We start from the raw sequence: 19,768 nt of genomic DNA on the forward strand, positions 1-19,768 counted from the left end.
GCTCAGTGGGCGGAGGCGGGTGCGGACGCGGCGGTGCCGGCGGGGGCGCGGCGGACGGCGCGCTCGGCGAGTTCGGCGCGCACCAGCTCCTGGCGGATCAGCTCCAGGCTGCGGGCGACGGCGCCGACCTCGTCGTGGTGGACGGGGTAGAGCACCGTACGGCGGTCGCCGGCGGCCAGCGCCTCGGCGCTCGCGGCGAGCCGGCGCAGCGGCAGGCCGACGGCGATGTACAGCCAGCCGAGGCAGAGCGCGGCGGCGGCCAGGCCGAGCATGCCGGCCAGGACGGCGCGTCGGTCGGCCCGGTTCTCGTCGAGGTCCAGCCAGGCCACCGGGTGGGCGGTGACCACCGACCAGCCGAGCTTGGCGACGCCGCCGTTGCCGCCGAGCGGGGCGGCGGCGAGCAGGGCCGGCTCGCCGCCGTCGCGGACCACGTCGGCGGTGGCGGACTTCTTGGCGTCGTCGAGGAGCTTGCGGGCCCGGCCGTCCGGCAGGTCGCCGAAGGAGCTGTAGCCCTCGTTGGCGGCGAGCACCCGCTGCCGGTCGTCGACCAGCCAGACCCGGCCGAGACCGGGGCGGGCGAGCAGCCCGCTGAGGAAGCCGGTCTTGAACTCGCCGACCAGCACCGGCCCCCGGGGCTCCGGCGCGCCGGCCTCCTCGGCGTCGGCCGGTGCGCCGGTGAGGGCCGCGCGGGCGGCGATCCGGGGCTCCTTGCCGGAGCTGTTGAGCAGCAGGACGCCGCTCTCGCCGAGCGCCTCCGGCCCGGTGCGGTGCGGGGGCTCGCCGGCGTGGGCGAGCACCGCGCCGTCGGCGCCGAGGACGTAGAGCGAGCGGTAGCGGTCGTGCTCGGCGAGGGTGTCGCGCAGCAGGCTCCCGGCCTTGCCGACGGAGGCCTCGGCGAGTGAGGGGGCGAGCGCGCGCAGGTCCGCGTAGCCCTCGTTGAGGGCCTGGCGGATCCGGTCGGCGGCGGTGTCGGTGCGGTCCCGCTGCCCGGCCACGACCTGGCCGGGCACCCGTACGGTCGGGTCGTTGCCGCCGAGGAACAGCAGCGGGCCGGACCAGCCGAGCACCAGGACGGCGCAGAGCGCGAGCGGCAGGGCGGTGCCGGGGCGGCGCCGTGCGGCGGGCGCGGCGGCCGGCGGGCGGGCCGGGTCGAGGAGTTGGCGGCGCAGCTCCTCCAGGGCGCGCCCGATCCGCCCGGCCTCACCGCGCTTGGGCCCCGTCACCGGCCGCTCCAGCCGGTCGCCGCGGGTGAGCCGGCGGGACTCCAGGAACAGCCCCAGCAGCGGGCGCTGCAGGCTGCGGACCAGGTACCAGGCGAGCAGTAGGGCCAGCACCAGCAGGGCGCCGGCGGCGGCCAGGCCGAGCAGGGGGTGGCGCAGGTTGCCGGGTTTGCCGTCGACGGTGCTGGTGGAGACCACGGTGAGGCCGAGCGGGGTGGCCTGGTCGTGGCCGCCGGGCGCGGCGACGGAGGCCCAGCCGGCGACCCGGCGCAGGCCCTTGTCGTCCGGGGCGCCGGCCAGGCTGCCGGAGGCGGTCTCGCCGGGAGCCGGGCGTTGCCGGGCGGCGCGCTCGCGGGCGGTGGCCACCACCCGGCGGTCGCCCTCGGCGGTGAGCGGGGCGCCGGTGGTGTCCAGGACGGCGCCGCCGGCGTCGAGGACCTGGATGGTCTGTTCCTTGCGGGTGGCGATCCCGGGCAGCCGCAGGTTGTCGGAGGCGACCAGCAGGGCGCGGCCCTCGCCCTTGGTGGCGACCAGCGCGAAGGTGAGCAGTCGGGTGCCGGCGGCGGAGGGCACCAGGACGGGGGCGGGCGCGGTGTCGGTGACCTTGGTGAGGTCCAGGCCGGCCAGCGGGACGGTCTCGCCGCGGGCGGCCAGCAGCCGGCCGGTGTCGGGGCGGACCACGACCGTGCCGCGCCACTTGCGGTACGCCTGGCCGAGCGCGGTCAGCACGGCGGCGGGCTCGGCGGGCGCGCTCTCGTAGCGGGCGGCGGCCCGGGCCAGGTCGGTGGCGCTCTCGTGCAGTCCGGCGCGCAGCGAGGCGGCGGTGTCCTCGGCGGCGTACTGGTGGGACTCGCGGACGGCCTGGGGGGTGTCGTCGACGCGCAGTCCGCCGACGGCCAGGGCGGTGATCGCGGCGACCGCGAGCAGCAGGACCAGCAGCAGGGCGATGGGCGGACGGATGCCCCCGAGCAGCGGCATGTCGGCCCGGCGGCGGTAGCGGTGCTGCCGCGGCGGGTTGGGTGCCGTGCTCACGCGGGGCCTCGTTCTCCTCCGGGCTCGCCGTGCCGGCTCCGGGATGGCGGTGGCCGGCCTGCCCGGTCAAGCGATGATCAAGAGTTGGTCAAGCCGAACCAGCGTACGAAGCGGTTCACCGAAAGCTGTCACGTATCGGTGTCGATCCGATGGCGCTTGGGTCTCGATGCCTTCGAACCCGGCGCGGATCATGGTCAAGGCGCTCGGCACGGTAGGTTCGACCGCCATGGAGACTCGGGGTTCGCGACGCAGAGCGCTGCCGCTGGCGGTGCTGCTGGTGCTGGCGGCGCTGGCCGGGGTGCTGACCCTGGCCGTGCGCGGCGGGCAGGACCGGCCGCGGGCCCTCCCGGTGCCCTCCGGCCCGGCGCCGGTGGACCTGGCGGCCCGGGTGGACGCGTACACCGCGGATTTCTCGCCGTCCGGTCCGTACACCGCGCCGGACGCGGCGCAGCGCCGGGCGGTGGCCGACGGCGTGCTCGGCGCGCTGGACGGGCAGTCCGAGCAGGCGGGCCGGGAGCTGGCCCGGGCCGGCTACCGGCTGACCGGCTTCACCGAGGCCGCGACCGGCCGCCGGGTGGGCGAGATCGCCGAGATCGCCGGGGCGGGTGGCGACGGCGGGGCGGGCGGGGACGGCGGCCGCGGCTGGGGCCGGATCTACCTGGACCTGTCGACGCGGCCGACCTGGACCGTCCAGGTGCCGCACCCGGTGTCGGACGCCCGTACCGAGGCGCTCGGCGTGGAGCTGTTCCGGGCCGCGCCGGGCGGCGTGCTGGTGCTCGCCGGGGCGCACCGCCGGGCCGGGGCGGACGGCTCCTCGGACGTGGCGCACCGCTCCGACACGGTCTTCGCCGCCGTGGTCGAGGCGCTCACCGGGCGCGGGCTGCCCGGGATCCAGGTGCACGGCTTCGACGAGGGCAGCCTGCCCGGGCAGGACGCGGTGGTCTCCAGCGGCGCCGGGCAGGCCGGCCCGGCCGCCGAGCTCACCGCCGCCGGGCTGGGCCGGGCCGGGTACGCGGTCTGCCGGGCCTGGCGGGAGAAGTGCGGTCAGTTGGAGGGCACCACGAACGTGGAGGGCCGGTTCGCGGCCGGTGTCGGGGTGCCGTGGCTGCACGTCGAGCTGGGCAACGGGCTGCGCACCGAGCCGGCCCGGCGCGCGGTGGTAGCCGGGGTGCTGGCGGAGACGGCGCGCGGCTGGAGCGTCAGGCAGCCCTGAGGCCACCGGTCGGCGGGGCCACCGGTCGGCGGGGGCGACGGCCGGTGGGGACGACGGGCGGCCAGGGGTGACGGTCAGCAGGGGCGGCGGCGCAGGTCCATGACGTAGTCGTCCGGGGCGCCGGCGCTCTCGGCGGCGTCGGCGATCAGGCCGAGGTAGCGGGCCGCCGGCAGGCCGCCCTCGTAGTCGTTGAGCACGTACGTCCAGACCGGGATGGAGCCGTCCAGGGTCTGCGCCCGCAGCTTGATCTTGCGGTAGATGCCGAGCTGGACGCCCTCCCAGCGGTCCAGGCCGTCCTCGTCCATCGGCGAGACGTCGTACAGCGAGACGAAGACCTGGTCCTTCTCGTCCTCGACGACGGTGGCCAGCGAGCCCTCCCAGCCGAGCTGCTCGCCGCCGAAGGTGAGCCGCCAGCCGTCCAGCCACCCCGTGCCGCGCAGCGGGGAGTGCGGGGCTCGGCGAGTCATCTGCCGGGCATCGAGGTTGGTGGCATACGCGGCGTAAAGGGGCATGGGTGCCAGCGTAGCCCGGGCGGCGGGCGGACCGGGGCGACCGGGCGATCCCGCGGAGGCCGGACCCCGGCGTGGCGGCGCTCTCGGCGTGCGGGACAATGGGGAGCGTGACTCGGATCGTGATCATCGGTGGCGGACCCGGCGGCTACGAGGCGGCTCTCGTCGCCGCACAGCTCGGCGCGGAGGTGACCGTCGTCGACCGCGACGGTCTGGGCGGATCGGCGGTGCTCACGGACTGCGTTCCGTCGAAGACCCTGATCGCGACCGCGGAGGTGATGACCACCTTCGACAGCTCGTACGAGGAACTCGGCATCATCGTCGCCGACGACACGCCCCCGAACGAGCAGGCCGCCAAGGTCGTCGGCGTGGACCTGGGCAAGGTCAACCGCCGTGTGAAGCGCCTGGCGATCGCCCAGTCCCACGACATCACCCAGTCCGTCACCCGCGCCGGGGTCACCGTGCTGCGCGGCCGTGGCCGGCTCGGCACCGGCGGGCAGGCCGTGGACGGCTCCCGCGAGGTCCTGGTGGACGCGCCCGACGGCACCGTGCAGTCGCTGCGCGCCGACGCGGTGCTGATCGCCACCGGCGCCCACCCGCGCGAGCTGCCGGACGCCCAGCCGGACGGCGAGCGGATCCTGACCTGGACCCAGGTGTACGACCTGGAGGAGCTGCCCCGCGAGCTGATCGTGGTCGGTTCCGGCGTGACCGGTGCCGAGTTCGCCGGCGCCTACCAGGCGCTCGGCTCCAAGGTCACCCTGGTCTCCAGCCGCGACCGGGTGCTGCCGGGCGAGGACCCGGACGCCGCCGAGGTGCTGGAGGACGTCTTCCGCCGCCGCGGCATGAACGTGATGGGCCGTTCGCGCGCCGAGAGCGTCAAGCGGATCGGCGACCGGGTCGAGGTGACCCTGGCCGACGGCAAGGTCATCGAGGGCTCGCACTGCCTGATGGCGGTCGGCTCGATCCCCAACACCTCCGAGATGGGCCTGGAGGAGGCCGGGGTCAAGCTCAACGACTGGGGCCAGATCCAGGTCGACCGGGTCTCCCGGACCACCGCCCCGGGCGTCTACGCGGCCGGCGACTGCACCGGCGTCTTCATGCTCGCCTCGGTGGCGGCCATGCAGGGCCGGATCGCCATGTACCACGCGCTCGGCGACGCGGTGCAGCCGCTGAACCTCAAGACCGTGGCCTCCAACGTCTTCACCGACCCGGAGATCGCCACCGTCGGCTACACCGCCGCCGACGTCCAGTGCGGCAAGATGGACGCCGTCGTGGTCAAGCTCCCGCTGCGCGGCAACCCGCGGGCGAAGATGCAGGGCATCCGGGACGGCTTCGTGAAGCTGTTCTGCCGCCCGGGCACCGGCATCGTGGTGGGCGGCGTGGTCGTCGCCCCGCGTGCCAGCGAGCTGATCCACCCGATCTCGCTCGCGGTGGACGCCAATCTGACGGTCGAACAGGTGGCCAGCGCGTTCACCGTCTACCCGTCCGTCTCCGGCTCGACCGCCGAGGCCGCCCGGCAGCTGCACATCCGCAAGCGGGCCGACGGCGAATCCTGAGCTCAAGGCGCGGAGTTGAGGGCGGTCACCGATCGGTGGCCGCCCTTCGCGCAGGGATGATCGTCACCCGGACGGCGGGCGCAGTCCCGGGTTGTTGACGGCGCGTATTGTACGGTCACGCGCCGCTCGTGCGTGAGCAATTCCAGCTACCAGCTGCAAACGCCTGAAAGCAGACGGTCACGCAGGTTACCGTCGGTTCTGTGTTTGCTGCAGAACGTCGCCAGTTGATCCTCGAAATGGTGCGCGCCAACGGAGCCGTCTCGCTCCGGGAGTTGGCCCGCGTCGTCCAGACCTCCGAAGTGACCGTGCGCCGTGACGTGCGGGCGCTGGAGGCAGAAGGGCTCCTCGACCGCCGGCACGGCGGCGCGGTGCTCCCCGGCGGCTTCAGCCGCGAACCCGGCTACCCACAGAAGACGCACCTGTCCGCGGCGGAGAAGAGCGCCATCGCGGACCTCGCCGCCGGCCTGGTGGAGGAGGGTGACGCGGTGGTGGTCGGCGCCGGTACCACCACCCAGGAGCTGGCCCGCCGGCTCGCCCGGGTGCCCGGGCTGACGGTGGTCACCAACTCGCTGCTGGTCGCCCAGGCGCTGGCGCACGCCAACCGGGTCGAGGTGGTGATGACCGGCGGGACGCTGCGCGGCTCCAACTACGCCCTGGTGGGCAGCGGCGCCGAGCAGTCGCTGCAGGGGCTGCGGGTCACCAAGGCCTTCATCTCCGGCAGCGGGTTGACCGCCGAACGCGGCCTGTCGACCGCGAACATGCTGTCCGCGAGCGTGGACCGGGCACTGGTGCAGTCGGCCGCCGAGGTCATCGTCCTCGCCGACCACACCAAGCTCGGCACGGACAGCATGTTCCCGACCGTCGCCACCGAGACGATCACCCGCCTGGTCACCGACGAGCAGGCCACCGCGGACGACGCCACCGCCCGCGAACTGGACGCGCTCGCCGACTGCGGGGTGCAGATCGACCTGGCGCCGATCGGGGCCGCCCCCAGCGGGGACGCCCCGGTGCACGGCACCGGCAGCGGGCCGGTCCACCAGACCCAGCCGGGCCCGATGGCCCGCCGCGGCGCCCCGCCCCCCGGCGGCACCCCGCTGCCCGGCCAGCGCCGTCCCGGCGCCCACGGCGGCCCGGGCAGCCCGGGCGGGCCGGTCGGCCACGGCGGGATGCCGGTCCGGCTGGCCGAACTGGGCCTCCCGCGCGGACGCTGAGCGCGGACGCTCCCCGGACGAGCTGGAAACACGACCGGTCCGCACACCCCGAAGGGCGTACGGACCGGTCGAAGGATTGACGGCCCCCGACGAGGGCGGGGGTCAGTCCTTGATCTCGCAGAGCGCGGCGCCGCTGCTGACGCTCCCGCCCACCTCGGCCTTGAGGCCGACGACGGTGCCCGCCTTGTGGGCGTTCAGCGGCTGCTCCATCTTCATCGCCTCCAGGACCACGATCAGCTCGCCCTCGGCGACGACCTGGCCCTCCTCGACGGCGACCTTGACGATGGTGCCCTGCATCGGCGAGGCCAGGGTGTCACCGCTGACGGCCGAACCGGCCTTCTTGGCGCCCACCCGGCGCTTGGCCTTGGCGGCACCCGCGGCGCCGGCCGCCGGGGCCGACGCGACGCCCAGCGAGGACGGCAGCGAGACCTCGATCCGCTTCCCGCCGACCTCGACCACGACGGTCTCGCGGCCCTCGGCCTCCTCGCCGTCACCGGCCGCGCCGCTGAACGGCGGGATGGTGTTGTCGAAGTCGGTCTCGATCCACCGGGTGTAGACCTTGAACGGCTCGTCGCTGCCGTGCACCTCGGGCGCGAACGCCGGGTCGGTGACGACCGCCTGGTGGAACGGGAGGGCGGTGGCCATGCCCTCCACCTTGAACTCGCTCAGCGCGCGGCGGGCCCGCTCCAGGGCCTGCTTGCGGTCGCGGCCGCTGACGATCAGCTTGGCCAGCAGGGAGTCCCAGGCCGGGCCGATGACCGAGCCGGTCTCCACGCCGGAGTCCAGGCGCACGCCCGGGCCGCTCGGCGGGGAGAACAGCGTCACGGTGCCGGGCGCGGGCAGGAAGTTGCGGCCCGGGTCCTCGCCGTTGATGCGGAACTCGAAGGAGTGACCGCGCACCTCGGGGTCGTCGTAGCCGAGCTCCTCGCCGTCGGCGATCCGGAACATCTCGCGGACCAGGTCGAGGCCGGTGACCTCCTCGGTGACCGGGTGCTCCACCTGCAGACGGGTGTTCACCTCCAGGAAGGAGATCGTGCCGTCCTGCGCCACCAGGAACTCGCAGGTCCCGGCGCCCTGGTAGCCGGCCTCCTTCAGGATGGCCTTGGACGCCCGGTACAGCTCGGCGTTCTGCTCGGGGGTCAGGAACGGCGCGGGCGCCTCCTCGACCAGCTTCTGGTGCCGGCGCTGCAGCGAGCAGTCACGGGTGGAGACGACCACCACGTTGCCGTGCTTGTCGGCGAGGCACTGGGTCTCCACGTGCCGCGGGTTGTCCAGGTAGCGCTCGACGAAGCACTCGCCGCGACCGAAGGCGGCGACCGCCTCGCGCACCGCGGAGTCGTACAGCTCCGGGATCTCCTCCAGGGTGCGGGCGACCTTGAGGCCGCGGCCGCCGCCGCCGAAGGCCGCCTTGATGGCGACCGGCAGGCCGTGCTCCCGGGCGAACGCGACGACCTCGTCGGCGCCCGAGACCGGGTCCGGCGTACCGGCGACCAGCGGCGCACCGGCGCGCTGCGCCACGTGCCGGGCGGTGACCTTGTCACCGAGGTCGCGGATGGCCTGCGGCGGCGGGCCGATCCAGATCAGACCCGCGTCGAGGACGGCCTGGGCGAAGTCGGCGTTCTCCGACAGGAACCCGTAGCCGGGGTGGACGGCGTCCGCGCCGGAGTCGGCGGCCGCCTTCAGGACCTTGGCGATGTCCAGGTAGCTGGTGGCGGGGGTGTCACCGCCCAGCGCGTAAGCCTCGTCGGCCACGCGGACGTGCAGCGCATCCCGGTCCGGCTCGGCGTAGACGGCGACGCTGGCGATACCGGCGTCCGAGCAGGCCCGGGCGACGCGGACGGCGATTTCCCCGCGGTTGGCGATGAGCACCTTGCGCACTGTGGCTCCCTTCTTGAACCTCGTTGAGTTTATGGATTCCTGGGCAGTACCGGCGAGTAGCCCCCGGTTGTGAACTATCCCACACGCTCGGTGATGGGATCGCGGCCCCCGCTACCAGCCGGTACGAAGACTTCGTAGGTCGCGCGTGGTGGGGTCACGGCGGTGGGGGCCACGGCGGGTGACGGGGCGACGGCGTGGCGGGACGGTGGCATGGGCCACACTCTCGCGCGGACCGCTCAAGCGGCGCCGGAGCGGACGCCGGGCCGCTGCACGGCCTCGGCCGTCACGTCCGCCGCCAGCTCCACCATGTCCGGCCCGTACGCCTCCGGCTTGACCACCCGCAGGACGAGCGCGAAGGTGCTGTCGCGGCCGTGCGTGCGGGCCAGCTGACGGTGGTGGGACACCAGGTAGCGCACGCCGGCCTGGTTGGCGACGCCGGTCTGGCCGGCGACCAGGAACACCGGCCGGCCGCCGTCCGGGGTGGCGATGCGGGCCAGCAGGGCGTGCGCCTGGTCGCGGTCGGCGGTGAACTCGCGCTCGCCCACCACCAGGACGTTGCTGCCAGGCCCGGGGCCGGAGGTGACCAGCACCCCCGGCAGGCCCCAGGCCAGGTGGGCGGCCATCCGCTCGTTGGCGACCGGGCCGCCCAGGCAGAGCTCGGTCTTGGCGCCCAGGCCCCGGTGCGCGGCGTCGTGCGCGATCAGTTCGGGCCGCGCCCCGCACTCCTCGACCAGACCGGCCAGCCACATCAGGGCGTAGGCGTCCCGGCGGGTCACGGTGTGGGCGTGCGAGCCGGTGCCGACGCTGCGCGGCACCACGATCAGGCACTCGCTGTCGGCCGGCAGGCCGAAGAACTCCCGCACCCGTTCGACCCTGCGGCGGCGCCGCAGGGCCTGCGCGAGCCAGCCGAGGCCGGCGCTGATGGCGCTGGCCACCAGGCCCAGCACCACGTTGAGCACGCTGTCGGTCATCCCCGCGTTCCCTCCCCGGTCGAAACGCCCGTCAGCTTAGAGGGACAACCGGCGGGTGCGGCAGGTCGGTTGGCGCACGGATCGAGCGGGCGAGGGGCGTACGGGGAGCGGGTCGCCCGGCGTCGGGCCCGGTGTGTGGCTCGGGCCCGGCGTTCGTCTCGGGCCCCGAGGTGCTCTCGGGGACGGCGGTCGTCTCAGGCCCAGAGGTCGACGATCCGGACGTCCAGGTCGGCGAGCAGGCGGCGCAGCAGCGGCAGGGAGAGGCCGATGACGTTGCCCGGGTCGCCGTCGATGCCCTCGATGAACGGTGCCGAGCGGCCGTCCAGGGTGAACGCCCCGGCCACGTACAGCGGTTCTCCGGAGGCGACGTACGCGGCGACCTCGTCGTCGTCGGGGGTGCCGAAGCGGACGGTGGTGGAGGCGGTGGCCGAGGACTGCCGGCCCGTCACCGTGTCGATCACGCAGTGGCCGGTGCGCAGCACCCCGGAGCGGCCGCGCATGGACTGCCAGCGGGCCACCGCCTCGGCGGCGTCGGCGGGCTTGCCGAGAGCCTGGCCGTCCAGCTCCAGGACGGAGTCGCAGCCGATCACCAGCTCGCCGCCGGCGAGTTCGGCGGCGACGGCCTTCGCCTTGGCCTCGGCCAGCACGAGCGCGAGCTCGGCGGGGGAGGCCGCGCTGATCGCGTCCTCGTCGACGCCGCTGACCACCACGCGCGGGTCGAGACCCGCCTGGCGCAGCAGTCCGAGGCGGGCGGGGGAGGCGGAGGCGAGGACGAGGGCGCGTCGGTCGGTCATGCCCACCAGACTAGGGGGTCGCGGTGTCCGCCGTTCAGGTGAAGTACCGCGTGACCATGATCAGGGCGGAGCCCACCAGCACCAGGGCGAAGAGCACCCGGCCGGCCCGCTGCATCCGCTCCTGCATCCGACGGGCCTCGGGCGAGGGCTCGTCGCGGGGGTCTGACCAGAGCACCCGTCCAGAGTGCGCCGCGCCCGGGGTCGGGCGCCTGAGTATCCGTACTCAGGTTTCGGACGTTCCGGCGAGCTCCCCGCTTCGTGCGGCGCCGGGAGGGGGCGAGCGGAGGAGCGGGAAGTCGGGCGGGCCGACTTCCCGCTCCTCCTACGGTCGGCTCAGTGCGCCCAGCCCGAGGTCCGCCAGGCGTTGACGCCGGGGTGGAGGGTGGGGCGGAGCAGGCGGGAGCGGTCGTTCCAAGGGGAGGCCGGGCCGGCGCCGGCCTGACGCGCCGCCTCGGCGGCGGCCTGCGCGGCGGCGGCCCGGGCCTGGACCACCGCCAGAACGGTGGCCAGCTCCTCGGGGGTCGGCTGCCCGTGCAGCACGTGGATCGGGGACATGGCTGGTTCTCTCCCGACAGGGACGGGGCCTACAGGGGGATGTTTCCGTGCTTCTTCGGCGGCAGCACCTCGCGCTTGCCGCGCAGCGCCCGCAGACCCCGGACGATGTGCCGGCGCGTCTCGCTCGGCGCGATGACGGCGTCCACATAGCCGCGTTCGGCCGCCAGGTACGGGTTCAGCAGGGTGTCCTCGTACGAGGCGATCAGCTCGGCCCGCTTCGCCTCGACGTTCCCGGCCGCCTCGGCCTCGGCGATCTCCCGGCGGTGCAGGATGTTGACCGCGCCCTGCGCGCCCATGACGGCGATCTGGGCGGTCGGCCAGGCCAGGTTGAGGTCGGCGCCCAGGTGCTTGGAGCCCATGACGTCGTACGCGCCGCCGAAGGCCTTGCGGGTGATCACGGTGATCAGCGGGACGGTCGCCTCGGCGTAGGCGTAGATCAGCTTGGCGCCGCGGCGGATGATGCCGTCCCACTCCTGCTCGGTGCCGGGCAGGAAGCCGGGCACGTCCACGAAGGTCAGCACCGGGATGTTGAACGAGTCGCAGGTGCGGATGAAGCGGGCGGCCTTCTCGCTGGCGTTGATGTCCAGGCAGCCGGCCAGGTCCATCGGCTGGTTGCCGACGATGCCCACCGACTGGCCCTCGACCCGGCCGAAGCCGGTGATGATGTTGCCCGCGTACAGCGGCTGGGTCTCCAGGAACTCGCCGTCGTCGACGATGTGCTCGATGACCTTGCGCATGTCGTACGGCTGGTTCGCCGAGTCCGGCACGATCACGTCGAGTTCGAGGTCCTCGTCGGTGAGCGTGAGGTCGGCCTGCTCCGGGTAGGACGGCGGGTCGCTCAGGTTGTTGGAGGGCAGGTACGAGAGCAGGCTCTTGACGTACTCGACCGCCTCCTTCTCGTCCGAGGCCAGGTAGTGCGCGTTGCCGGACTTGGTGTTGTGGGTGCGGGCGCCGCCCAGCTCCTCCATGCCGACGTCCTCACCGGTGACGGTCTTGATGACGTCCGGGCCGGTGATGAACATGTGCGAGGTCTGGTCGGCCATCACCACGAAGTCGGTGATCGCGGGGGAGTACACCGCGCCGCCCGCGCAGGGGCCCATGATCAGCGAGATCTGCGGGATGACGCCCGAGGCGTGCACGTTGCGGCGGAAGATCTCGCCGTACAGGCCGAGCGAGACCACGCCCTCCTGGATCCGGGCGCCGCCGGAGTCGTTGATGCCGATGACCGGGCAGCCGGTCTTCAGCGCGAAGTCCATCACCTTGACGATCTTCTCGCCGAAGACCTCGCCGAGGGAGCCGCCGAAGACGGTGAAGTCCTGGGCGAAGACCGCGACCTGGCGGCCGTCGACGGTGCCGTAGCCGGTCACCACGCCGTCGCCGTAGGGGCGGTTCCTCTCCTGGCCGAAGTTGGTCGAGCGGTGCCGGGCGAACTCGTCGAACTCCACGAAGGAGTCCTCGTCCAGCAGCTCCACGACGCGTTCGCGGGCGGTCAGCTTGCCCTTGGCGTGCTGCTTCTCGACGGCCTTGGCGGAGCCGGAGTGCACCGCCTCGTCCAGCCTGCGCCGCAGGTCGGCGAGCTTGCCGGCGGTCGTGTGGGGGTCGTACGGCGCCTCGGTCATCCGGTGGCTCTCCCTGATCCATGGCCGCGACCTGTTCGAGTGCGCGCGGACCGGATCGGTGGGGCCCGCGCATGAGGGCAGGGCGGCGCTACGAACTACCGCTGGGTAGCGTAGCCAGCGCGGAGGGCTATCCGTCATGTCCCGGCGTTATGGCCATCGACACAGTTTTGCTGACGCCCGATCTGCGGGACGATGGGTCGGCCTACGCCCCCCGGCTGCGCTCACACCCTAGGGTCTTCCCCATGACCGCACCCGAGACTCCCCGCCGCAGCGGACTGCGCGGCTTCGGCCACACCGGACCGTCCCCCTGGACCGACCTGGACCGGCCGCCGCTCGACGACGAGGCGCTGCGCCGCGACCTGCTCGTGCCCGGCGGCCTCTGGACCTCCCTGGACGTCGTCTCCGAGACCGGCTCCACCAACAGCGACCTCGCCGCCCGCGCCAAGGACGGCGCCCCCCAGGGAGCCGTGCTGGTCGCCGAGGCGCAGAGCACCGGGCGCGGCCGGATGGACCGGCAGTGGACCGCCCCGGCCCGCTCCGGTCTGTTCCTGTCGGTGCTGCTGCGCCCCGAGGAGGTGCCGGTCGAGCGCTACGGCTGGCTGCCGATCCTGGTCGGGTTGGCCGCCGCCAGTACGCTCGGCCGGGTCGCGGAGGTCGAGGTCGGCCTCAAGTGGCCCAACGACCTGCAGGTGGAGGTCGACGGCGCGGAGCGCAAGATCGGCGGGATCCTCACCGAGCTGGCCGGCGGCGCGGTGGTCGTCGGCCTCGGGCTCAACGTCACGCTGCGGGCCGAGGAGCTGCCCGTCCCGACCGCCGCCTCGCTCGCGCTGGCCGGCGCCGCCACCACCGACCGCGGCACCCTGCTGCGCGCCCTGCTGCGCGAACTCGCCGAGCTGTACCGCGAGTGGACGGCCGCCGCCGGGGACCCGCACGCCAGCGACCTGCTGCGCGCCTACGTCGACCGCTGCACCACGCTCGGCCGCGACGTGAGGGTCCACCTGCCCGGTGACACCGAGCTGTTCGGCGAGGCGGTGGCGATCGACGGCGACGGGCGGCTGGTGGTTCGTACGCCCGACGGCGCACGCCGGGCGGTCGGCGCGGGCGACGTCGTGCACGTGCGCCCCGAACCCCGCTGAACGGCAGTCTTCACCTCTCCTTGACCCGGGCGGATGCCCCGGATCCGGCGATTCCGTGCGAACATTCCACCTGGCAGCGGTGTGAGGCGCGCCACTGCCCGCCTGGGTGGCGGGCGACGCGCCCGGACAGGTAGGACACGAGGCGAGTGCGGCGACCGCACGGGGACGGACCGGTGGCAGAGGACGGCAGCAGCGGCACGACGGCGGGCAGCCACGACCCCACGGTCGCGCTCGAACTGGAACGCCTGATCCTGGACGCGCCACGCCGTTACACGCCGTACCAGGCCGCGCGTGCCGCCGACGTCCCGATGGAGCTGGCCACCCGCTTCTGGCGGGCGATGGGCTTCCCCGACATCGGCCAGTCCCGGGCGCTCACCGACGGGGACGTGATCGCGCTGCGGCGACTGGCCGGCCTGGTCGAGTCCGGACTGCTGAGCGAGTCGATGGCGATCCAGGTCGCCCGGTCCACCGGCCAGACCACGGCCCGGCTGGCCGGCTGGCAGATGGACACCTTCCTGGAGAACCTCACCCAGTCCGTCGAACCCGGGCTGACCCGCGCCGACGTCGCGTACCCGCTGGTCGAGCTGCTGCTGCCGGAGCTGGAGCAGTTCCTGGTGTACGTCTGGCGGCGCCAGCTGGCCGCCGTCACCGGCCGGGTGGTGCAGGCCGCCGAGGACCACGAGATCACCAGCGGGCGGCTCGCCGTCGGCTTCGCCGACCTGGTCGGCTTCACCCGGCTCTCCCGCCGGCTGGAGGAGGAGGAGCTCGGCGAACTCGTCGAGACCTTCGAGAACACCTGCTCCGACCTGATCGCCGGACAGGGCGGCCGGGTGATCAAGACCCTCGGCGACGAGATCCTCTACGTCTCCGAGGACCCGGCGACCGCCGCCGAGATCGCGCTCAGCCTGATCGAGGCGCTGGCCGAGGACGACGCCATCCCGCCGCTGCGGGTCGGCATGGCCTTCGGCACGGTCACCTCGCGGATGGGCGACGTCTTCGGCACCACCGTCAACCTGGCCAGCCGGCTCACCTCGATCGCGCCCAAGGACGCGGTGCTGATCGACGGCGAGTTCGCCGCCGCGCTGGAGCAGAACGGCAGCGTCGCCCCGGCCGACTCGGAGGGGCCGGGCCTCGCCGAAGCGCTGTCGGCCGCCGCCGGGATGCCCGCCTCCGGGCTGCCGATGCCGGGGCCGGAGGCCGAGGCCCGGTTCCACCTGCAGCCGATGTGGCGGCGGCCGGTGCGCGGGCTCGGGCTGGTCGAGCCGTGGCTGCTCACCCGGCGGCTGAAGCCGGAGTAGGGCCACTCTCGCGGGGCCTCGTCCGTGGGGTTCCCGTGGCGGTCCGGTGGGAGCCTCGTGGCGGTCCGGCGACGGGCCTGGCGGGCGGGCCCCCGGGTGCCGAACGGTTGAAAGCCGTACGGTCTGGCGGAGCTCCGTCCAGGCAAAACGGGGCACAACCGGATGAAACGGCCATAGTCTTGGTGCAAGCGGCCGGTCGGGTGTGGCCGGCCGACGGGGGTCTGGCAGGACCGAGCACAGGGAGCGAGGCGAGCCGGTGGGCAGTGAGGCGACCATGACGGACCGCGGCTGCGACTGCGGCGGCTCGCCGCACCGGGACCCGCTGCCGGACCTGAGGCTGCAGTCCGTGGTCGAGCTGGCCCAGGACATGGCCGGCGCGCTCACCCCGCTGGAGGCCGTCCGGGCCGCCGCCGCCCGGGCCACCGAGGCGCTCGGCGCCACCATGGCCGCCGTCTCGGTCTGGGACCGCGAGTCCGGCCGGCTGCGGGTCCTGGTCAACCACGGCGACCTCGCCGCCGGCGAGGAGGAACTGCCCGAGGACGAGTCGTACCCCGTCGCCGACTTCCCCGAGATCGTCACGTACCTGGAGGAACGGTGGACCACCGGGCGCCTGCCGCGCGCCTGGCTGCAGTCCGCCGAGGACAGCGAGCCGCACGCCGGTCACGTGCACCCGACCGCCGGCGCGTACTGCCGGGAACGCGCCGCGGCGCTGCGCCGGCGCGGGAGGGCCTGCTGCGTGGTCGCGCCGATCGTGCTGCACGGACAGGCCTGGGGCGAGCTCTACCTCGCCCGGTCGGTCGGCATGCCCGAGTTCACCGAGGCCGACGCCGACTACGCGACCCTGCTCGCCGCCCAGGTCTCGGCCGGACTCGCGCAGACCGAGCGCCTCGCCGACCTGCGCAGACTCGCCTTCTCCGACCCGCTCACCGGCCTCGCCAACCGGCGCGCGGTCGACGCCCGGCTGGAGAGCGCGCTGGAGGCGCACAACCGGGACAACACCGTCGTCTCGTTGGTCGTCTGCGACGTCAACGGCCTGAAACGGGTCAACGACCAGCTCGGCCACGAGATGGGCGACCGGCTGCTGGAACGGTTCGCCCACCAGCTCTCGCTGGCCGCCGCCAAACTCCCCGGCAGTCTCGCCGCCCGGCTCGGCGGCGACGAGTTCTGCCTGCTCGTCGAGGGGCAGAAGGCCGACGAGGTGGTCGCCGTCGCGGAGGAGCTGTGCGCGCGGGCCCTCGCGCTCTCCGAGGGCGAGGGCGTCGCCTGCGGGGTCGCCTCCACCGGCGACTCGATCGGGCCCGTGACCACCCCCGACCGGCTCTTCCGGCTCGCCGACGCCGCCCAGTACCGGGCCAAGGCCGCCCGCGCCGCCCACCCCGTCGTCGCCGGACGCAGCCACGGCCCCGGCTTCTCGCCCGACCCCACCGTGCTGCTCGCCGACGCCGCCGACCCGCACCACCGGGCCGACGGACGGCGCGGGCCCACCGGACGGGCCGGCGCGGGCGACCGGCGACGGTTCCGCGGCGCCGCCCACAGCGCCGACCCGGGCCAGCTGCTCACCGCCGTCCTCGCCGCCCTCGACCAGGCGGCCACCGCCCGGGCCGTCCACCCCGCCGACACCCTCGGCAAGCTCGTCGTCGTCGCCGAGACCTCCGCCCGGCTGCTCGACGCGGTCGGCTGGTGGGTCTCGTACGTCCCGCCCGGTTCCCACTTCATGCGCACCGCCCAGCACGCCGTCTACCGGATGACCAGCGGCCCCACCAGCACTCGCGCCGAGACCCAGCGCGCCCAGATCGAGGCCCCCGACGCCGTCTTCGACCTGCGGCACTACCCGATGACCCGCCGCGCCGTCCGCGGCAGCGCCTTCGCCCTCCGGGCGGGCGCGGCCGGCAACGACCCGGCGGAGGAGGCCATGCTGGTCGTCTCCGGCTACCGCGGCATGGTCGCCGCCGGCGGCCAGAACCCGGCCGGCGGCTGGCTCGTCGAGCTTTTCGCCGACGACGCCACCCTCCCCCTCGGCCAGGCCACCAGCGCCATGCGCGCCCTCGTCGCCGTCGCCCTGTCGGGCGCGGCGTCGCCGCCGGCGGTGTGAGGCGGGCTCGCTCGGGGCGGGTGGTGCGGGGTTCGTCGCAGGGGCGGGGAAGCCGACCGAGGGGGTGGAGTCTCTCCGCCGGTGGACTGAGGGGCCGCCTCGGCGTGACGGCGCCGCCCGCCCTCCGGGCCGGGCGATCCGCGGCACGCGTGCTGGTCGTCGCGGTGGCCCCGCCGGGCGCGGCGTCGCCGCCGGCGGTGTGAGGGGTCCGCGTGGGAGTGGGGCCGGGCGGCCTCGGGGTGGGTGCTCGTGGCCGGGGTGACGGGAGTGGGCGGGCGTGTCCCGGTTCGGTGACCGGGATGTCGCGGGTGGGTCGCGTTCGGGGGCAGGGGGGTGCCGAGGGCCGGGGTGTCGGTGGGATGGTGGGCGCCGGTCGAGCGGGAGTGGGGGCGGGTCGTGGGCAGACGGTGGCTGGGTGCGGCGGTGGCCGGGGTGCTGGTGCTCGGTGGCGGGGCGGCGTCGGCCGCTCCGGCATCGGCGGCGTCGGTGGTGCCGGTGGTCCGGACGACGGGGGCGGCACGGACGGCGCCGGAGCGGGCGCCGCAGGTGCGGGACCGGGTCGGGGCGCACCGGATCGCCCAGCTCGCAGGGTCGAAGTCGAAGTCGAAGTCGAAGACCAAGAAGAAGCTGAGGCACGGCTTCTTCCACTGGCTCTTCCACGGCTTCCTCGGGTGGCTAACCACGCTCCTGCTGGTCGGCCTGCTGGTGACGGTCCTGGTGGTGCTCTGGGTCAGGCGTTCGAACCGTCGGTAGCCGCGCATGGGTTGAGGGCCCGAACCGCGGCGTCGACCAGGCGGTCGGCGTGGTCGTGGGTGAGCGGGCCGAGCCGGTACTGCCACCGGTAGTAGAGCGGGCCGTAGAGGAGTTCGACGGCCAGGTCCAGGTCGGTGTCGGGGGCGATCTGGCCCGCCTCGCGGGCGCTGCGGAGGCGGGCGCGGGTGATCTCCAGCAGCGGGTCCAGCAGGCGGGTGCGGTACTCGGCGTGCAGGTCGGGGTCGTTGAGGATCTCGGCGATGAGCGCGCGGTAGGTGCGGTCGGTGCCCGGCTCGCCGAGTTCGTCGCAGGTGGGGCGCAGCACGGCGCGGAGGTCGGCGGTGAGGTCGCCGGTGTCGGGGAGGGCGAGTTCGCCCTCCTGCTCACTGGCGGCGAGGAAGGCGTCGAAGACGACCGCTCCCTTCGACGGCCACCACCGGTAGATGGTCTGCTTGCCGACGCCGGCGCGGGCGGCGATCGCCTCGATGGTGAGCTTGCCGTAGCCGATCTCGGCGACGAGTTCGGCGGCGGCGGTGAGGACGGCGGTGCGCGAGCGCTCGCTGCGGCGGGCCGGGTCGGGGGCGGTGCGGGAAGTCATGGGAAAATCCTAGGCGAAGCGACGAGACGAGACGTATTGTCTTGTCTCGAAAGGGCGAGACGGAACGTCTCGTCTCAACCGCTGTCCCCGGAGGTGCCCATGTCCCGCCCCGCCCACATCCTGATGGTTTCCGTTCCGGCGCACGGGCACGTCAATCCCAGCCTCGCCGTGATCACCGAGCTGGTCGCCCGCGGTCACCGGGTCAGCTACGTCAACGACCCCTCCTTCCGGGAGACCGTCGAGTCCACCGGTGCCGCCTTCGTCCCGTACCCGACGAAACTGCCGCTCGCGGACGACGCGAACGGCTGGACGGAGGACCCGGTGGGGATCCAGGAGCTGTTCCTGGACGACGCGCTCTCGATGTGGCCCGTCCTGCTGGAGGCCTTCGCCGAGGACCGGCCGGACCTGGTGCTCTACGACATCGCGGGCTTCGCGGGCCGGGCGCTGGGCGAGCGGCTGGGCGTGCCGGTCGTGCAGCTGTCGCCGACCTTCGTCGGCTGGGAGGGCTTCGAGGAGGACCTGGCGGAGATGCTGGAGGCGATCCGCACCGGCCCGGGCGGCGCCGAGCACTACCGCCGGTTCGCCGACTGGCTGGCGCGCGCGGGGGCCGTCCAGCGTGACGTGGAGGCCTTCAAGAACCGCCCGGAGCGGGTGGTCGCGCTGGTCCCGCGCGCCCTTCAGCCCAACGCCGACCGGGTCGACGAGCGGCGGATCAGCTTCGTCGGCCCCTGCTTCGGCGACCGGGCCCACCAGGGGCGGTGGCAGCGGCCGGAGGGGGCGGAGAAGGTGCTGCTGGTGTCGCTGGGCTCGGCGTTCACCCACCAGCCGGCGTTCTACCGGGCCTGCGTCCGGGCCTTCGGTGACCTGCCGGGCTGGCACACGGTGCTGCAGGTCGGCGCGCACACCGACCCGGCCGAGCTCGGTGAGGTGCCGGACTCCGTCGAGGTGCACCGCTGGGTGCCGCAGCTGTCGGTGCTCGCCCAGGCGGAGGCCTTCGTCACCCACGCGGGCATGGGAGGCTCCAGTGAGGGGCTGTTCCACGCGGTGCCGATGATCGCGGTGCCGCAGGCCGCCGACCAGTTCGCCAACGCGGACGCGCTGGTGGGCCTCGGCGTCGCCCGTCGGCTGGACACCGCCGAGGCCACGCCGGAGGCGCTGCGGGCGGCGCTGCTGGAGCTGGTCGGCGATCCCGCGGTGGCCGAGCGGCTGCGGGAGCTCTCCGCGGCCGGCCGGGCCGAGGGCGGCACCGCGCGGGCGGCCGATCTGATCGAGGCGGAGCTGGCCCGTTAGGCGGTGGCGGGGCGGGTGGGGGCCCCGCGGTGTGCGGTGCGGA

The 19,768-nt window shown here is 74.5% G+C and carries 16 protein-coding genes and 1 pseudogene; 8 read left to right on the forward strand and 9 right to left on the reverse strand.

Annotated features, from left to right (window positions below; translation table 11 throughout):
* Positions 1 to 2 precede the first annotated feature (2 nt).
* Positions 3 to 2,252 (reverse strand): HAMP domain-containing protein, encoded by a 2,250-nt coding sequence (locus tag ACZ6Y7_RS05100; RefSeq protein ID WP_465756422.1) that lies wholly within the window; start codon positions 2,250 to 2,252, stop codon positions 3 to 5.
* 166 nt (positions 2,253 to 2,418) lie between these two features.
* Here ACZ6Y7_RS05100 and ACZ6Y7_RS05105 point away from each other — a divergent pair, with 166 nt between their 5' ends.
* Positions 2,419 to 3,465: a hypothetical protein gene (locus tag ACZ6Y7_RS05105; protein ID WP_465756423.1), complete on the forward strand. Its 1,047-nt coding sequence runs from the start codon at positions 2,419 to 2,421 to the stop codon at positions 3,463 to 3,465.
* Positions 3,466 to 3,539: 74 nt separating this feature from the next.
* On the opposite strand, the gene ACZ6Y7_RS05110 is transcribed toward ACZ6Y7_RS05105, so the two are convergent.
* On the reverse strand, positions 3,540 to 3,977 hold the full coding sequence (locus tag ACZ6Y7_RS05110) for a gamma-glutamylcyclotransferase family protein (protein ID WP_402222358.1): 438 nt from the start codon (positions 3,975 to 3,977) through the stop codon (positions 3,540 to 3,542).
* A 98-nt stretch (positions 3,978 to 4,075) separates the two neighbouring features.
* Between ACZ6Y7_RS05110 and ACZ6Y7_RS05115 the strand changes: the two genes are divergently transcribed.
* Both ACZ6Y7_RS05115 and ACZ6Y7_RS05120 read left to right on the forward strand, forming a co-directional pair.
* Positions 4,076 to 5,530 carry an NAD(P)H-quinone dehydrogenase gene (locus ACZ6Y7_RS05115; protein WP_402222355.1) on the forward strand — a complete coding sequence of 485 codons (1,455 nt, stop codon included), beginning with the start codon at positions 4,076 to 4,078 and terminating at the stop codon, positions 5,528 to 5,530.
* Positions 5,531 to 5,766: 236 nt separating this feature from the next.
* On the forward strand, positions 5,767 to 6,741 hold the full coding sequence (locus ACZ6Y7_RS05120) for a DeoR/GlpR family DNA-binding transcription regulator (RefSeq protein WP_465756479.1): 975 nt from the start codon (positions 5,767 to 5,769) through the stop codon (positions 6,739 to 6,741).
* Between the two features lie 102 nt (positions 6,742 to 6,843).
* Here ACZ6Y7_RS05120 and ACZ6Y7_RS05125 read toward each other — a convergent pair whose 3' ends face one another.
* The 6 genes from ACZ6Y7_RS05125 to ACZ6Y7_RS05150 all read right to left on the reverse strand — a co-directional run bounded on the left by ACZ6Y7_RS05125 (position 6,844) and on the right by ACZ6Y7_RS05150 (position 12,558).
* Positions 6,844 to 8,619: an acetyl/propionyl/methylcrotonyl-CoA carboxylase subunit alpha gene (locus tag ACZ6Y7_RS05125; protein ID WP_465756424.1), complete on the reverse strand. Its 1,776-nt coding sequence runs from the start codon at positions 8,617 to 8,619 to the stop codon at positions 6,844 to 6,846.
* Positions 8,620 to 8,855: 236 nt separating this feature from the next.
* Complete coding sequence (locus tag ACZ6Y7_RS05130) at positions 8,856 to 9,590, reverse strand: hypothetical protein (RefSeq protein ID WP_465756425.1); 735 nt, start codon at positions 9,588 to 9,590, stop codon at positions 8,856 to 8,858.
* A gap of 194 nt (positions 9,591 to 9,784) precedes the next feature.
* The gene (locus ACZ6Y7_RS05135; RefSeq protein WP_465756426.1) at positions 9,785 to 10,384 is read right to left on the reverse strand and encodes a Maf family protein; all 600 of its coding nucleotides are present in this window, start codon (positions 10,382 to 10,384) and stop codon (positions 9,785 to 9,787) included.
* Between the two features lie 34 nt (positions 10,385 to 10,418).
* Entirely contained in the window at positions 10,419 to 10,559 is a 141-nt protein-coding gene (gene mmpB / locus ACZ6Y7_RS05140; RefSeq protein ID WP_465756427.1) for a morphogenic membrane protein MmpB, read from the reverse strand.
* Between the two features lie 158 nt (positions 10,560 to 10,717).
* A complete protein-coding gene (locus ACZ6Y7_RS05145) occupies positions 10,718 to 10,939 on the reverse strand; it encodes an acyl-CoA carboxylase subunit epsilon (RefSeq protein ID WP_465756428.1) in 222 nt (73 codons plus the stop codon).
* Between the two features lie 29 nt (positions 10,940 to 10,968).
* Complete coding sequence (locus ACZ6Y7_RS05150) at positions 10,969 to 12,558, reverse strand: acyl-CoA carboxylase subunit beta (protein WP_465756429.1); 1,590 nt, start codon at positions 12,556 to 12,558, stop codon at positions 10,969 to 10,971.
* A 242-nt stretch (positions 12,559 to 12,800) separates the two neighbouring features.
* Here ACZ6Y7_RS05150 and ACZ6Y7_RS05155 point away from each other — a divergent pair, with 242 nt between their 5' ends.
* The 4 genes and pseudogenes from ACZ6Y7_RS05155 to ACZ6Y7_RS05170 all read left to right on the forward strand — a co-directional run bounded on the left by ACZ6Y7_RS05155 (position 12,801) and on the right by ACZ6Y7_RS05170 (position 17,837).
* Entirely contained in the window at positions 12,801 to 13,694 is an 894-nt protein-coding gene (locus ACZ6Y7_RS05155; protein WP_465756430.1) for a biotin--[acetyl-CoA-carboxylase] ligase, read from the forward strand.
* Positions 13,695 to 13,867: 173 nt separating this feature from the next.
* Positions 13,868 to 14,992 (forward strand): adenylate/guanylate cyclase domain-containing protein, encoded by a 1,125-nt coding sequence (locus ACZ6Y7_RS05160; RefSeq protein WP_465756431.1) that lies wholly within the window; start codon positions 13,868 to 13,870, stop codon positions 14,990 to 14,992.
* 367 nt (positions 14,993 to 15,359) lie between these two features.
* Positions 15,360 to 16,517 (forward strand): annotated as a pseudogene (locus tag ACZ6Y7_RS05165) (GGDEF domain-containing protein); the annotation flags it as partial.
* A gap of 963 nt (positions 16,518 to 17,480) precedes the next feature.
* A complete protein-coding gene (locus ACZ6Y7_RS05170; protein WP_465756432.1) occupies positions 17,481 to 17,837 on the forward strand; it encodes a hypothetical protein in 357 nt (118 codons plus the stop codon).
* Here the strand turns inward: ACZ6Y7_RS05170 and ACZ6Y7_RS05175 are convergent.
* Complete coding sequence (locus ACZ6Y7_RS05175; protein WP_465756433.1) at positions 17,815 to 18,435, reverse strand: TetR/AcrR family transcriptional regulator; 621 nt, start codon at positions 18,433 to 18,435, stop codon at positions 17,815 to 17,817. The two genes, ACZ6Y7_RS05170 and ACZ6Y7_RS05175, sit on opposite strands and share 23 nt — an antisense overlap.
* Positions 18,436 to 18,534: 99 nt before the next feature.
* Here ACZ6Y7_RS05175 and ACZ6Y7_RS05180 point away from each other — a divergent pair, with 99 nt between their 5' ends.
* Positions 18,535 to 19,725 (forward strand): macrolide family glycosyltransferase, encoded by a 1,191-nt coding sequence (locus ACZ6Y7_RS05180; RefSeq protein ID WP_465756434.1) that lies wholly within the window; start codon positions 18,535 to 18,537, stop codon positions 19,723 to 19,725.
* Positions 19,726 to 19,768: the final 43 nt, after the last annotated feature.

The organism is Kitasatospora sp. NPDC053308 (assembly GCF_055585785.1).